This is a genomic window from Clostridium sp. CM028 (assembly GCF_030585565.1).
GTDB lineage: Bacteria > Bacillota > Clostridia > Clostridiales > Clostridiaceae > Clostridium_AD > Clostridium_AD estertheticum_B.
The window spans coordinates 3,544,541-3,560,290 of the sequence record NZ_CP077766.1; the positions used below are offsets into that span (position 1 = coordinate 3,544,541).

The following is a 15,750-nucleotide window of genomic DNA, read 5'->3' on the forward strand; positions in this document are numbered from 1 at the left end:
GGCACATGGAAATAAATAAGTAGTCAGGATATACTGACTACTTATTTTTATGAATCAACCTAAGAATAAGGAAGTAAGGCAATGATAAATGAAAATATAAAAGATTTAGAGTATGGCAGGTCAGAAATAATTGAAAAAAGAAATAGCATAAGAAAGAAATTTATAGTAAGATCTATTAATGTAAAAAATGGAAATATACAATGCATGTCAAATGAGGATTTGAAAATTTTATTCTATTTGTATGATGAAGAATTTTTTTATGATTACTTTAGTAAAAGATTCAAAGGGAGCTTAATTTTTTCATTATCCACTAGGATGACTTCTGCTGCAGGAAAAACTATGTATAGTAGAAAGATAAAACTATTGCAGGAAGCAGAAGAAAGTTATGAAATCAGGATGGGAATAAAATTCTTTTTTCAGTATTATAAGGTAGACAGAGACAAAATAGTATCTGGTATAAATACAAAAGATTCCTTAGAGGCATTCCAAATAGTATTAGAACATGAATTATGCCATTTAATTGAACTACATATTTATAAAGAATCTAGTTGCAAAAAACTTAGGTTTAAAACTATGGTTAATAACTTATTTGCCCATACGGATGTGTATCACCAATTGCCAAGTCAAAAGGAGGTAATTTCACAAAAATACGGTTTAATAATAGGACAAAAGGTGAGTTTTGTGAATGCAGGTAAAAAATATAGTGGGTTCATTTATAAAATAAATAAAAGAGCAATAGTTATGGTGAAGGATTCAAAAGGCACTTATAGAGATGGATATGGAAATGCATATACTAAATGGTATGTACAATTAGAGAAACTTAATTTTTAAAAAAAATTGTCACATAACATCATAATTTATGATATAATTAGAAATAATTGCTAACGAAATTAAGATGTTTTTATATTTTGTCAACGATTAATATAATATCAAAATCAATACGTGTAGCATGTGCTACATGAGATGTAAATAGGAAGGTGACAAAAATGAAGAGGATTCTTTCAGTAATATTATGTAGTGTGGTAATATTTACATTGGTCGCTTGTGGGAAATCTGAGGTAAAAAAAGAGGAGCCAAAAGCAGTTACTAAAGTAGAAACTAAGGAAATACCTAAAGAAGAAACTAAATCAGAACCTAAAGAAGAAGTGAAAAGTAGTGAAGTGCTGCTGTATTTTAGTGATGATCAAGCTATGTACTTAGTAGGAGAGAAAAGAAATATAACAAAGCCTACAGCTAAATCTATCGTAGAGGAATTAGTAAAAGGACCTAGTGCAAAGAGCGAAGGAGCAGGAAAATTGTATGCAACATTGCCTGTTAGAGCACAAGTACTAGATGTGCAGATTAAAGAACATATAGCTTATGTTGATTTTAAAGGTAACTTAAGTGAGAAAATGCAGGGTGGCTCTGCAGGTGAGGGAATGGCTTTATTTTCAATAATAAACACATTGGTTTTAGATAAGGAATTAGGAATAACAAAGGTTCAATTTCTTGTTGACGGGAAAAAGGTAGATACTATCAAAGGCCATTATGATGTTAGTAAACCTATGAGTGAAAATAAAGAAATGATAAAAAAATAATACCCACAAGGTTTCAGATTTATAGATTACTGAAAAACAAAAAGGCAAGTTTATTATAAATACATTTAAACAAATAACAAGTCAATATGCTAGCCTATTTGACTTGTTATTTATTTTCATGTACCTAATAACTTGCCTTTTAACCCTAGGGATTATTTGACAACTTAGAACAGTCTTCGCTACAACCCATATACATACCTACACACCTATTTGTAATCTTTCAACAACATACAAGCATTACAGCACATATATACATCTTTGCTCGACAATATAGAACACCTTGGGAGCCAAAAACAATCTCTCGATTAAGAATAACCCCTAGTTATAAGTTAATAAAACCTGCGGCAACCTATATCATCTTAGCTCGAATATTACACATCCGGGAGAACCATATATATACGGTTAGGCACATATCCAGCTGTTAAGAACCCATAATAATCTTCCCTCCAGCATATACAAAACCTTAGCAGATCTCGCATACACCTTTGGCCGAATACTCTAAAGCCATTTCCAGCCTACGAGCACTCTAGACTCAACCATAATAAATCATCTACTAAGATTATTGTATGCTTTTTTTTATTTATTATACTATAAGGCATAATAAAAAAATTATAAAAATTAGCCAAGAGTAAGAATTTCTTTCAGAGAGGATATAACAAATTCAACATCTTTATCAGAAACCCAATTGTGAGTAACAAAACGCATTAATCCATCTTCTTCTCCATTAATTTTTATTCCTCTATTGTAGAATTTCTCTACTAATTTATCGCTACTAAATCCAGTACTCCTCATATTAAAGAATACCATATTAATATGGATATATTCCTTATTGACTACTATGCCAGGGATTTTTGACAATTCTTCGCCTAGAACTATAGCATTTTTATGATCTATTTTAAGTTGTGGAATCATCTCACAAAGTGCTACAAGGCCTGCTGCAGCTAGAATACCGGATTGCCTTAAACCTCCACCTAAAACTTTTCTTTTCTTTCTTGCCTTATCAATAAAAATTTTACTGCCCGCAAGCATAGAACCTATAGGTGCACAAAGAGCTTTGGATAGGCAAAACATAACAGAATCACAATACTTAGTAATTTCTTTTGCATCCACATCTAAGTAAGCAGAAGCATTAAAAAGCCTTGCTCCATCTAAGTGAACAGGTACTTCATGCCCTTTTGCCAAGGTGTAAATTTTTTTCATTGTACTTAGAGGTATTACTGTACCGAAGGAATGAGCATTTTCTATGCATATAAGGCCTGTACTAGGATAATGAATGTCTTCTTCCTCTTTTCTGATTTTAGATTCAATTTCTTTAGGATCTAATTCACCCTTATTGCTCATTAGAGTTCTAAGCTGAACCCCAGCAATTATTGATGCACCGGCAACTTCATGCATTACTATATGGCAATCATCACCAAGAATTACTTCATTACCCCTAGTGCAATGAGTAAAAAGTGCTAGTTGATTACCCATTGTACCACTTGGTACAAATAGCGCAGCTTCTTTGCCAACAAGTTTAGCAGCATACTCTTCTAGTGTATTTACAGTTGGATCATCTCCATAAACATCATCTCCAACTTCAGCTGTGAACATAGCTTGTCTCATATTTTGTGTAGGCTGCGTTACTGTATCACTTCTTAAATCTATAAATTTCATTTTAATAACCTCCCTAAAATATTTATAGATACTATTATAACTTAAAATTTTTTATATTGTAGGGAATAATAAAATCTTAATGGAGTAGTAGTAATATTACTTTTGGTTTTTATGGTAAAATCTATATTAGGGGGTGGTAAAGTAATGAGTGGAACATTTCGATTTATTCATGCTGCAGACTTGCATTTAGGTTCCTTTCTTAATATAAATGGGAAACCACAGGAGGAAATTCAAGGCTTGTGTAAAGACGCTGTCTATGATGCCTTTGAAAGGATATGTAATAAAGCTATTTCATACAAGGTAGATTTTATATTACTTTGTGGAGACGTTTATGATAGCTATTTAAGATCAGTAAGAGGAAATAGTTTTTTTATTAATCAATGCGAAAGACTAAATGAAAAAGATATAAGGGTATATGCTATTTACGGTAATCACGATGCTATAAATGATGCACAGGAATTATTTGCTATGCCACAAAATGTTCATATATTAAGCGCTGATAAAGCAGAGAGTTTTGTGGTATACAAAGAAGGGAAAGTTATAGCAAAAATTATTGGGAAATCTTATAAGCATCGATCCGAAAGAGAAAAAATATATGAAAACTATTTAATGGATAATGATGTTTTTAATATTGCAATGCTACATACTGCTTTAGAAGGGGATAATAAAAATTATGTTCCTTGCACTTTGGAGGAACTTAAGGTGGTGCCTAATATAGATTATTGGGCTCTGGGTCATATTCATAAACTAAGTATTTTAAGCACTATGAAACCTATTATAGCTTTCCCAGGGATTCCTCAAGGGCGTGATATGGGAGAACAGGGAGTAGGGGGAGTTTTCTTAGTTACAGCATGCAAGAAAGAAATTGCCCATATGGAATTCATACCTGTAGCAACAGTTATGTATAAAAGGGTAGAAGTAATAATAGGTGATGAGAATGAAATAGAAAATTATAGTGATTTACTTCGAGTAATTTACGATAAGATAAGTAGTTTAACATATAGTCTTCCTGAAATTTATAGCGAGATTGTTCCTTTAAATGAAGATACATATTCTAAGGAAAGTACGCCTTTAAACGAAGATCTATTGGATGAATTTAAAGGCTATATTGTGAAGCTTATAATAAAAGGAAGAACAGATATGCACGGTGATATAAATAACATGACGGAAGATGATTATAAGCAGTTTATAGAGGATATAAATGAAGAACTGGTCGCCCAAAAATATTTTCTGTGGATAGATTCCATAATATTTAGAACCAAACCACTTATGCAGGATTTTGAAAGTCTAAAAATGCAAAACTCTATTTTTAAGGATTTAGATGAAATAATTAGCTTATATACTGAGGACCCTGAGCATAAAAACCAACTTGCAAAAAATTGGGGATCCATTTGGAAAAAACAAATTTATACAGAAAATATAGATGAAGATAAATTTGATTTTGATGAAGAGATTATGCAGGATATTATATCACAAGCTAGAGAATTGCTTATTGAAAAATTGGCAGAAGCTTTAGAAATAATGTAGGGGTGGTGAGAATTTGAAAATAACACAGCTAGATATTAGAGATTTTGGCGTGTTTCAAGGTGAAAAACTGGAAGACTTGGGTAGCGGCATAATAGTTATTGGTGGTGCAAATAGATCTGGTAAAACTACCTTAATGCAGGTACTTAGAAATATCCCCTTTGGGTTTTCAAAGAATAGCGGTATACCCCCAGCTAAATTCCAATACAATGTACGATGTGATTTATTATTAGATGATGGAAATGGCGTAAATGTACTTTTAAAAGGATTTAGTAATCCGGAGATAGTTTATAATAATGCTACAGACAATAAAGCTAATAAAGGGTTATATAATATAGATAAATCAGCCTACAGAGAACTCTTTACCATAAGTCTTGATGAACTCAATAAAAGCTCTGGCAAGGAAGATAGTAACCTACAGTCTATGCTACTGGGTGCAGGTTTTAAGCATATTGCAAAAATTCCTGGAGTTGCTAAAGAGTTAAGGGAAAAAGCTAATACAATCGGTGGAACTCGTGGAAATCCATCAACTAAAATGTTTAAGCCCTTCACGGAGAATATTAAAAAAGGCGTAGAGGGAAGGAAAAAATCCATATCCATGTTAGATACTTTTGCTGAAAAGAAAAATAGCTTGTCCCATCTTCAGGCTACCATAATTTCAAAGGAGAAGCAGCTTGAGATTAGCAATAATAATATAATTAAATTAGACATTTTAAGGCACAATTACGAGCTTAACCAAGACAGAAAAAATATTGAGGGTGAGCTTCAAACATATTTTTTTAGTCATAGTGATATAAAGGAATATAATATAGAAAAAGCAAAGACCCTAAAAACTCAATATATTAAAGAGTTAGAACAGTACAATAATGACAACAATGGATTTCAAAGAGAAATAATCACAGAGAAACCTATGAAAGAATTGCTTTTAGGTAGCAAGGATTTAATTAGTGATTTTTATAATGGAATATCAGGCATTAAGGAAATGAACAAGAACCTACTAAGTGAAAAAAATGAGTATTATGAGAAAACACAGTTATTAATGAATAAAATTAAAAAATCAAATGATAACTGGTCTAGTTTTAAAGGTATTTCAGAGATTAATTGTGATGAGGTGCAACAGTGCATTTTAATACAGAATATTGAAAAATTTAAAAAGGCAGAATACGATAGAGCACTTTGTGATAAAAGAAGTGGAGACCTCAAAATCCAAAGGGAGATCTTAGAAAAACAAATAGTAACCTGCGATTCTGCAACTTATATGAAAAAGTATTTTTATCTTACAATATCTTTTATGATTTTAGGCTTGGCATTATTTTTTATAGATAAATTGCTTGGGTGTTCACTAATAATAATTGGGGCAATAGGATCAGCCCTATATTTGTTTATAAATTACTCAAATAGCAAACTAATTATAAATAGAAATATAGAAATTAAAACTCAGATAGAGAATAGATCAGGTGATATCAGTAATAATTCCCAGGAAATAATAAGCTTAGATGAGGATTTAAGAGAACTAAACAACATAATGGACGAGTATAGGGACATTCTAAAGCTTGATGGAAGAGTCTCAGTAGAAGGTATCAAGGATTATTTTAAAACCGTGTCTTATTTAAAGGATGAAATATCGGAGTACTATTTATTAAAGAAAAAACTAAGCAGTCACTTTAATACCCTTAATGAATCTTTAAGTAGTATTGGTGAGGTGCTTAAAAAATTTACTGAGTTTAATACTAAAAATCCAGAGGAAATAAATTTAGATAATATTGAAAATATTTGTAGCGACATACTGCTAAAGTTAGAGGAGTTATATAAGCATTTGATACTGGTGGAAAAAGCCCATGAAAGTTACTTAAAATTAAACATGGTAGAGCATGAAATATTGGGGCTCCTTGGAAGCAATTACTTAGAGGATATAATATTAAATATAGAAAAGTATATAAGTCAGGGAGAAAAGTATATAAAATATTTAAATATGCAGAACGAATTAAAAATTATTCAGGAGAAGTTATTGCAATCGGTAAAAAGCCAGCGTATAAAAAAAATATTATATGATGGGAAAGTAGAAGCTGCGCCCAGTGATGATGCAAATCTATTAAAAATCCTTGAAAATTTATATAGGGAGTATATCAATATAGATGAACTCACTTATGAATATGAGGGATTAAATGCTGAAATTAAAGAATTGATAGGGCAATTGGATATTTTAAAGAATGAAAAACAAACTTTAAAAGATGAACTCCTAGCCTTAAATTCTGATGAGATGTTAGTGCAATACGATAAAGAAATTAGACAGGCAAGAGGCCACTTGCGGCCCCTTGCAGAAAAATATGCTGTTTATAATACAGCAGCTTTATTACTCGAAAAAATCAGAGAAAAGTTTTTAGAAAGTACTAAGGATAAGTTATTAAAAGGAGCTAGTGATATTCTAAGTGAAATAACCTCTGGGGAATACAAAGATATTGTGCCTATGGAAGATTTAATGCAGGGAGACTTTAAAACTGTATTACGAGATGAGAGTGTTAAGGAGAGTTCAAGAGAGTTAAGCAGGGGCACAAAAGAACAATTATTTTTGGCAGTTCGTATAAGCAGAATAAAAGAAATTAAGCCAAGTTTACCAGTGATTTTAGACGATTCCTTTGTTAACTTTGATATTGCACATACGAAAAATACAGTTAAGGCATTAGTACAGCTTTCAAAAACTCATCAGATTTTTGTACTTACCTGTCATGCAACTTTAGTAGAGTTAATAAATGATCTAGAGAAGCAGGCACAATATTTCAAATTAGACAAGGGTAAGTTTGAAAAAAGCACAGGGGGAGATTTGAAAAAATATCTAAAAGAACTATAAGTGCATTTCCTTTGAAATAGGTGCGTAAAAAATGGTATAATAGATTGCTTAATACAATTATTAGAGCATGTATTATAGAGTTTGTTAATACTTCAGCTCCGCAGGAGATGATTTAATGGAAAGTGAAGTGGTAATTATTAGTAAGGCGTTATTTATTACAGAGAAACCAAGTGTTGCTGCGGAATTTGCCAAAGTCTTAAAAATAAATGGTAGAAAGTTTGATGGATATATAGAGTCTGATAAAGCTGTTGTTACATGGTGCGTGGGACATCTTGTTACTATGAGTTACCCAGAAAAATATGATGCAAAACTTAAAAAGTGGTCTTTAGATACTTTGCCATTTTTACCTAAAAAGTATAAATATGAAGTTATAGATGGAGTGAAAAAACAATTTAATATAGTTAAAAGCCAACTAATACGTGAAGATATTGATAGAATTTATGTTTGTACAGATTCGGGGCGAGAAGGGGAGTACATATATAGATTAGTAGATGAAATGGCGGGGACTCCTAATAAGCAAAAACGAAGAGTGTGGATAGATTCACAAACGGAAGCTGAGATTATTCGAGGAGTTAAAGAAGCAAAGGATTTGAGTGAATATGATAATTTATCTGAAGCGGCCTATTTAAGAGCAAAAGAGGATTATCTAATGGGAATTAATTTCTCAAGGCTTTTAAGTTTAGTATATGGAAAAACTGTAAGCAATTATCTTGGAAAAAATTATATAGTTATTGCTGTGGGACGAGTAATGTCTTGTGTGCTTGGAATGGTAGTTCAAAGGGAAAGAGAAGTTCGCGAGTTTGTTGTTACTCCTTTTTATAAGATTATGGTCAGTTTTAAGGTAGATGAAGGTTGTAATTATGAGGGAGAATGGAAAGCCGTAGAAGGTTCTAAGTATTTTGATTCACCTATGCTTTATAATGAGGGTGGGTTCAAAACCAAGGAAACGGCGGAAAAGTTGATGGGAGAACTAAGGGATTCAAGTATAGATGGTAAAGTTTTCGTTGAAAATATTACTAAGAAAAAAGAAAACAAAAATGCTCCGCTGCTTTTTAATTTAGCAGAAATACAAAATGAGTGTTCTAAGAAATTTAAAATAAATCCAGAGCAAACGCTTAGTCACATTCAAGCATTATATGAGAAGAAAATGCTTACATATCCAAGAACGGATGCTAGGGTATTGACTACAGCGATAGCAAAAGAAATAGATGAGAATATAAAAAAATTAACGAAGTTAAATGGAAATGCTGAGATAAATAATATAGCTCAGACTATTTTAGGGAAAAAATGGTATAGTAATATAGCTAAAACAAAATATGTTGATGATAGCAAGGTAACAGATCATTATGCTATTATTCCAACAGGTGAAGGGCTTCAAAACTATTCATCATTAAAGGATATACAAAAGAAAATTTATGACTTAGTGTTACGACGGTTTTTGGCGATTTTTTATCCGCCTGCTGTGTATAGTAAGGTCTCTGTTATAACAAAGATTGACAAAGAAAGATTTTTCACCTCAGACAAGGTGTGCGTTGAACTTGGATATTTGGAGGTTTTAAAACCGGATAGGGATAGCAATGATAGTGAAAGCACAAATATGAAATTTTTGAGTACATTAAAAAAAGGTCAAAGTGTAGAAATTGAAGATTTAGTTGTAAAAGAAGGTAAAACTTCTCCCCCTAAAAGGTTTACCACAGGTTCAATTATTATAGCTATGGAAAATGCAGGTAAGCTAATTGAAGATGAAGAACTAAGAGAACATATAAAAGGGTCAGGTATTGGTACAAGTGCCACTCGTTCAGGGATTTTAACGAAGCTTGAAAAAATAGAATACATTAAATCTAATAATAAAACACAAGTAGTTATGCCTACTCTACTTGGAGAAATTATCTATGATGTGGTGAAAAATTCTATCCCCACGCTTTTAAATCCAGAGTTAACAGCTAGTTGGGAAAAAGGATTAACCATGGTTACTCAAAAAGAAATAGCTGGAGATTTGTACATGGAAAAGCTTGAAAATTATATTATTAAAAATAATGATAGGGTACTTAAACTGAATAATGGACAAAGGCTTAAAAACAATTTTGATATGGTAAGTGGGTTTTACAAAAATTCAAAAGCTAAGGTGGAATAATAGAAAAGATAAGCAGAACGTAAAATATATCTTCTGCTTATCTTTTTTCTGAATTTCACTGATATTATAATTAAAGGGAGATGGCTCTAATTGGCAAAAGATAAAATAATCTATGTTTGTAAAGAGTGTGGGTCACATGCTCCAAAATGGATGGGTAAATGTAATGATTGCGGTGCATGGAATTCATATGAAGAGAAAGTGGTTAAGGCGGGCTCTGCTAAATCAAATACTTTAAATAGTATGGGAACAACAACTAAACCTACAAAACTAAAGGCGGTTGTACAGGCGAACAGTGATAGAATAATTACTGGAGTTTCAGAGTTTGATAGGGTTATGGGTGGAGGAATAGTTAGAGATAGTGTGACTATTATATCTGCGCCCCCAGGGGCGGGAAAGTCTACACTTTTGCTACAACTCGCAAATTCACTGTCATTAAAAGGATATAAGGTTTTATATGCGTCTGGAGAGGAAAGTAATAGCCAAATTAAAAATAGAGCTGACAGAACAATAAAAGAGATAGCTGATAATTTTTGGGTTGTTTCAGATACAAAGTTAGATGAAATATTACAACATATAGAAACTGTTGATGCTGATTTAATAATACTTGACAGTATTCAAACATTCACTTTGGAGGAATATTCAAGTTCGAGGGCTGGTTCTCCTACTCAAGTAATTGAATGCGCCACAGCTTTAAAGGATAAAGCAAAAAATCCAGAGAGGCCAAGAGCTGTTTTTCTGGTTGGGCAAATGACAAAGGCAGACGAGATGGCAGGACCGCGCATATTAGAGCATTTAGTAGACACTGTATTATATATTGAAGGAGAAGATGGAGAAGAGCTAAAACACTTGGTAAGTAAGAAGAACCGTTTCGGAAATACGGAAGAGAGTGGTATGTTTAGGCTTTCGGACATAGGAATGGAAGAGATTACTGATCCTTCTGAGTTTTTTATGACCAAAAGAGATGAGTTGGTTCCAGGAAGTGCCTTAGCTGTTATAAAGGATGGAACAAGACCCATTGTTATAGAAATAGAAAGTCTTGTATCTAAATCTTTTACTCCTTACCCGAGTAGGTTAAGTGAGTGTTTTTCAAGGAAGGAGCAACTGGGAACCCTTATTTCTATTCTTGAAGAAAGGGGAGGGATAGGGCTTTATGATAAGAATGTTATTATAAAAGCAACAGGGGGTCTTAAATTAACTGAAACATCGGTGAATCTTGCTGTAGTTATGAGCATCGCATCTTCTACGCTTAATCATGGGATAGCTACAGATACAGTATTTATTGGAGAACTGGGTCTTACTGGTGAATTAAAAAAAGTCCCATCTTTAGAGCAAAGACTAAAAGAAGTAGACAGGATGGGGTTTAAAAAGGCTTATATACCTCAAAATTGTTTAAAAGCAGGGGTTAAATTTAAGAAATTAAAGGTTATCCCATGTAAAAAATTAACCGATGTTATTGAAAAAGAATTTAAGCAATAATGAAAAGGCCACTGAAATATTTATACATATTTCAGTGGCCTTTTCCGATAGGTCGCGGGTCTGTCCCACCTATCATTGTTAGCCGCCAGACCGTTCTCTTCCATGGTCGCGCAAGAGCTCCATCTTTGAATATGGAGATGCACAATAGTATGGAACTTCACTTTTCAAGCTCTTATTTGGAGTCACGCAGGAGAAACTTCATACGGATTGCACTCTTATTTTATAATTAATTCAAATAGTTTTTTAGCTGCCTTTTTAGGACCATCTTTTTCTTGTCCTTTTACACCCAAGGAAGTTCTGATTTGTCCAACTTTTACCCCTGTTTTGAAGAATTCGTCAAAATAGTTCACTAGAAGTACATCTACTAGTTCTTGTTTTTGAACAGGACCAAAAGGGTTTGCAAAATAAGAGGTTACAAGACCTAATTCAGTAGTAGTACCTTTTGCCATCCTTGACCCTCTTTTGCAAACATCAATAGCGTCCGCAGGATTCGTAAAGAAATTAATTTCTTCAATATCACAGGTTACTTCTTCATAATTATTTGCATAGAGAAATAAATCTATGGGATAACCCTTAATAATATCTTTATAGCTTGCTACTGGCATAACAAGTCTTGCATTAATTTTATCAGGATTCATAAATATGCTTCTATCAATTTCTTTAAAGGCATAACCTGCATCTAAATCATCGAGTCTTACGAAAGCACCAATTTCAGTTCCAAAGGCTAATGGTTTAGCACCTTCGTTTAGAGTAAGAACGCCCATGTCATCAAAGACTATGGTCATGTCACTGATATAATCTTCACTTAAACTTCTAAAGGCTTCTAAGCATTCAGACTTACCCGCACCGCTATCACCCATGATAACAATATTTGCGCTGTTACCATTATTCATAATAATGTTTACCATTGCGCCATGAATTGGCAGAGAACCGCGTTTAATCATTATTAAGTTATGAAGTGTTAAGGTCATCTTTTTTACATATCCGAAATAATCAATTTCATCGCCATAACTTATATAGCCAAGCATGATATTATTTGCTACATCATCATAAAATACTGTGCTGCCTTTAGAAGAGGAATTTTTAATATTAGAAGAATCTTTACCACCAAAAACAAAAACTATATCTGGCTTAATGCCCCTATATTCGCTTTCACTTGCCATTTCAAAGAGGTTACATAGCGTTATTGCATGGGCCATAAAATCTCTGTGAATATAAATGAATGCAAGTAAAGTGCCTACTTTAGCTGGATAACAAAACCAATGGTCTGTGCTTATAGTACAATTTTTCAATGGGTTTTCAAAGCATTCATTAAAAATTCCATTACGAGTATTCTTTTTAGGGTAGCTTATATAAGGTAAATCTAATATTATTGAATCAATAAATGGAACGTCTTTTAATAGCTCATATCCAGAAGGCATTGGCCAATATGCATTATTAACAATTAGACCAGCATTGCCACCTGCGGGCAGTTGCCTGTAAACCTTAGGTTTATATCCAACAACATTCTCTTCAATTTTTCTGTATAAATTAAGTATAAGCATTGAAAAATTATTGTTAGCTTCAACAAAGCTTGTTTTCTCAAGGCCATCATTGATTTTATTGTTGTGAATTACAGTGTATCTTTCAAGTTTTCTCCAAAAGCCATAGAAATCTTCTATAAAATCAATAAAAGTATCCTTGCTACTTATAAGGGAACTATATTTAGTGTTTAAATTTGTAATCTCATGTACATTTAATACAGATAAGAGTTTAAATAAATGTACAATGAAGACATCTAAATTCTCATTGTCTGTGTGTGCATTTTGGATTAAATATTTATATATATTCGATTTTTTCTTTTTTATTTTTTTGAGATATGCGTTGAAAACCCGTCGAAAGCCAGCACTTTCTAATAGGGTTTCAGGACTATTACAGTATTTTGCAGTGAAATTTATCATTACTTTATCGTTACTTAAAGAAAATTCTTTTTTCAAATTGGCACCTCCATATGTGAGTAGATAATTTTTGCGTTTTAACGAAATGAAATTAATATAAAAAAACATTTCATAAGTGACGGTTGAAACTTGAATACTATAATATAATACTGCAAAAATGAAATATTAACAACACCTAAATTGCATAAATCGTATTTTAATATATTATGCACATGAAAATATATAGGGATATAGACATACTAGGATACTGAATTGTTATTTTTAAAATGTGCTTTATAATAATAATATATTAGAGTAACTAGATATTGGCAACTATCTTAATGTTTATGTGGAGCTTATCATATTTAAGCATAAAGGTTATATCAGAAGAGGTAGAGCCAACATTATCGGCATTTTATAGATTTATGTTAGCTGCAATAATTTTATTTATAACATTAAAAGTGAAATTCCATAAGGAAAAAGTTTTAAAAGAGGAGAAGTTTAAATTTGCCTTGGGTGGTCTCTTTGGAGTAACACTATATTTTATATTTGAGAATAGGAGACTTGATGACTCTTGGAGCAGTATTTTCTTGGATGATTTACAACATTGTTTGTAGTAGTTTTAAAGGGAATTATAAAGTTATAACTATAAATACTTATGAAATTATGTAGGGGTAATTATTATAACCTACTATTAGAAAAAGCGCATAGCGCTAATTTTTTGAAAAGACAACTAATGTTCATCAGGAAATATCGCATTTATAACGTTTATGATGGTTTCATTACAAATTTTATAATTAATTTGTAGACCATTTCTTTCACCTTTGATAATTCCAAAAGATTTTAGTTTTTGAAGATGCTGAGAGACGGTGGATTGAGGAAGGTTTAAACAGTTCTGCATATAGCTAACATTGCAGCGTCCTTTGTTCATAAGTCCTCTAATAATACATATTCGTGCAGGGTGAGCAATAGCTTTTAATAAATCAGCAATTTCTGTATATTGTTCAAAATTCGCATTCATAAAAAATCTCCTTTTAAAAATCAATAAATTTTATCTTAGATTTGTTTTATACATTATATGTAATGAAAAATATAACAACTTATAATATATTAATATTCTTATATTAGTATATTACGATATAAATGTCAATATACTCGCAAAAAAAATATTTGAAAAGCCTAAAAAAGGACTATATTAATTTTTGAATTAATATAGTCCTTAAACTCGCAAATACCTATTTGAATCTCATTCCTCTACTATGACGATTTTTACGTCGGTTGATAGAAGAAATTAATAATACAATTAATGCTAAAACTACGATTAGTACAATGGCAGCTGCAGCATAGATAATTATATTATCTTTAATAAGAGCAGATTTTGAAATCATTGGATATAATTTATAGCTTTTTTCAGCATCTTTTTGTTTGAAAAGTAATGTCCCAACAGAAGTCTTTTTATTAAGTTTCCATGCATTCGTGAGGGAAACTTTAGAGGAAGTTTGTGGTGCGACATCATTTTTATAAAAAGTCACATCTTCCTTTGACTCTAATGGCACATCAATTGTTTTTTCTGGTCCTATGAATGGAATAACCTTATAGGGTACAGAAATTGTTTTGATTTCAGTAGCTTTTTTATTAAGCACTTCTTTTTTAGCGTCATAACTAAAGTCAATTAGTTTTTTCATATCTTCAAATACCTTTGTATCTTTTGCATCATTCTCAGAATTCATAACAACGCCTATGATATGGCGACCGTTACGTTCATATATAGAAACTAAGCATCTTCCAGCCTTTTCTGTATAGCCAGTTTTACCACCTATGTTGCCTTCTATGCCAAGAAGTTTATTTCTATTCTGAACAGTAGCTTCGACCCCATTAGCAGATTTTATTATACTTGTTTTTTTACCCATAGACTTTTTTACCCAATCATTTTTATAAGCAGCTCTACCTAAAAGAGTTAGGTCATAAGCAGTTGTATAATGTTGATCATTTTTATCATCCAAACCATTAGGTGTGATAAAATGAGAGCCTTTCATTCCTAGATTCGTAGCCTTGTCATTCATCATTTTAGCAAAATTAGTTGGATTTTGACCAACGTTATCGGCAATCATATAGGCTATATCATTTCCCGAATAAAGAAGAAGTCCATCCATTACGTTGTCAGCGGACATTGTATCTCCAATTGCTACAGGCTGTACATTTAGATTATAAGAGTAAGATGGTTGTTCTTTTGCAGTTTTTGTATAATTTAAATTATCTGTTGATTTTTTATTTTCAGCTAGTAGTAAAGCTGTAATAAGCTTTGTAATACTTGCTGGGTACATCTTATTATCAATGTTTTTGGTGTAAATAATTTCGTTAGTATCCATATCTACAGAAATGGCAGCTTTACCAATTAATTCTGGTGGGTTAACAGCAGCTAAAACAGTTGTAGAAAATATTAAAGTAAACACTAGTGTAAATAATAAAAGCCGATTTTTTCTTTTCAATTTTCATCTCTCCATTTGTATTGAATTTTATCTTTATCTATTGATAATTATAAAGCAAGTATATCATTTTAAGATATTAAGAACAAGGTACATTGATTAATGAAGATGTATTTAGGATGAAGTTAATACA

At 31.9% G+C, this 15,750-nt stretch carries 11 protein-coding genes; 7 read left to right on the forward strand and 4 right to left on the reverse strand.

What is annotated here, in order from left to right:
* Positions 1 to 81: 81 nt before the first annotated feature.
* Both KTC94_RS16570 and KTC94_RS16575 read left to right on the forward strand, forming a co-directional pair.
* Positions 82 to 831 carry a hypothetical protein gene (locus KTC94_RS16570; RefSeq protein WP_216301704.1) on the forward strand — a complete coding sequence of 250 codons (750 nt, stop codon included), beginning with the start codon at positions 82 to 84 and terminating at the stop codon, positions 829 to 831.
* Positions 832 to 986: 155 nt separating this feature from the next.
* Positions 987 to 1,577: a GerMN domain-containing protein gene (locus KTC94_RS16575; protein ID WP_220286002.1), complete on the forward strand. Its 591-nt coding sequence runs from the start codon at positions 987 to 989 to the stop codon at positions 1,575 to 1,577.
* Between the two features lie 618 nt (positions 1,578 to 2,195).
* Here KTC94_RS16575 and ltaE read toward each other — a convergent pair.
* Positions 2,196 to 3,233 (reverse strand): low-specificity L-threonine aldolase, encoded by a 1,038-nt coding sequence (gene ltaE, locus KTC94_RS16580; RefSeq protein WP_220286001.1) that lies wholly within the window; start codon positions 3,231 to 3,233, stop codon positions 2,196 to 2,198.
* Positions 3,234 to 3,377: 144 nt separating this feature from the next.
* On the opposite strand from ltaE, the gene KTC94_RS16585 reads away from it, so the two are divergent.
* The 4 genes from KTC94_RS16585 (at position 3,378) to radA (ending at position 11,215) form a co-directional block, all read left to right on the forward strand.
* Positions 3,378 to 4,760 carry a DNA repair exonuclease gene (locus tag KTC94_RS16585; RefSeq protein ID WP_220286000.1) on the forward strand — a complete coding sequence of 461 codons (1,383 nt, stop codon included), beginning with the start codon at positions 3,378 to 3,380 and terminating at the stop codon, positions 4,758 to 4,760.
* A 13-nt stretch (positions 4,761 to 4,773) separates the two neighbouring features.
* Positions 4,774 to 7,605 carry an AAA family ATPase gene (locus KTC94_RS16590; RefSeq protein ID WP_220285999.1) on the forward strand — a complete coding sequence of 944 codons (2,832 nt, stop codon included), beginning with the start codon at positions 4,774 to 4,776 and terminating at the stop codon, positions 7,603 to 7,605.
* A 136-nt stretch (positions 7,606 to 7,741) separates the two neighbouring features.
* Positions 7,742 to 9,739 (forward strand): DNA topoisomerase, encoded by a 1,998-nt coding sequence (locus KTC94_RS16595; RefSeq protein WP_216301812.1) that lies wholly within the window; start codon positions 7,742 to 7,744, stop codon positions 9,737 to 9,739.
* A 90-nt stretch (positions 9,740 to 9,829) separates the two neighbouring features.
* Entirely contained in the window at positions 9,830 to 11,215 is a 1,386-nt protein-coding gene (radA, locus tag KTC94_RS16600; RefSeq protein ID WP_220285998.1) for a DNA repair protein RadA, read from the forward strand.
* 215 nt (positions 11,216 to 11,430) lie between these two features.
* Here the strand turns inward: radA and KTC94_RS16605 are convergent, their stop codons facing one another.
* Positions 11,431 to 13,191 (reverse strand): phosphoenolpyruvate carboxykinase, encoded by a 1,761-nt coding sequence (locus KTC94_RS16605; RefSeq protein WP_220285997.1) that lies wholly within the window; start codon positions 13,189 to 13,191, stop codon positions 11,431 to 11,433.
* 266 nt (positions 13,192 to 13,457) lie between these two features.
* Here KTC94_RS16605 and KTC94_RS16610 point away from each other — a divergent pair, with 266 nt between their 5' ends.
* On the forward strand, positions 13,458 to 13,748 hold the full coding sequence (locus tag KTC94_RS16610; RefSeq protein WP_220320154.1) for an EamA family transporter: 291 nt from the start codon (positions 13,458 to 13,460) through the stop codon (positions 13,746 to 13,748).
* Positions 13,749 to 13,864: 116 nt separating this feature from the next.
* On the opposite strand, the gene KTC94_RS16615 is transcribed toward KTC94_RS16610, so the two are convergent.
* Positions 13,865 to 14,152, reverse strand: coding sequence for a helix-turn-helix transcriptional regulator (locus tag KTC94_RS16615; protein WP_165411973.1), 288 nt, complete (start codon positions 14,150 to 14,152; stop codon positions 13,865 to 13,867).
* Between the two features lie 214 nt (positions 14,153 to 14,366).
* Positions 14,367 to 15,620, reverse strand: coding sequence for a D-alanyl-D-alanine carboxypeptidase family protein (locus KTC94_RS16620; RefSeq protein ID WP_216301711.1), 1,254 nt, complete (start codon positions 15,618 to 15,620; stop codon positions 14,367 to 14,369).
* Positions 15,621 to 15,750 lie beyond the last annotated feature (130 nt).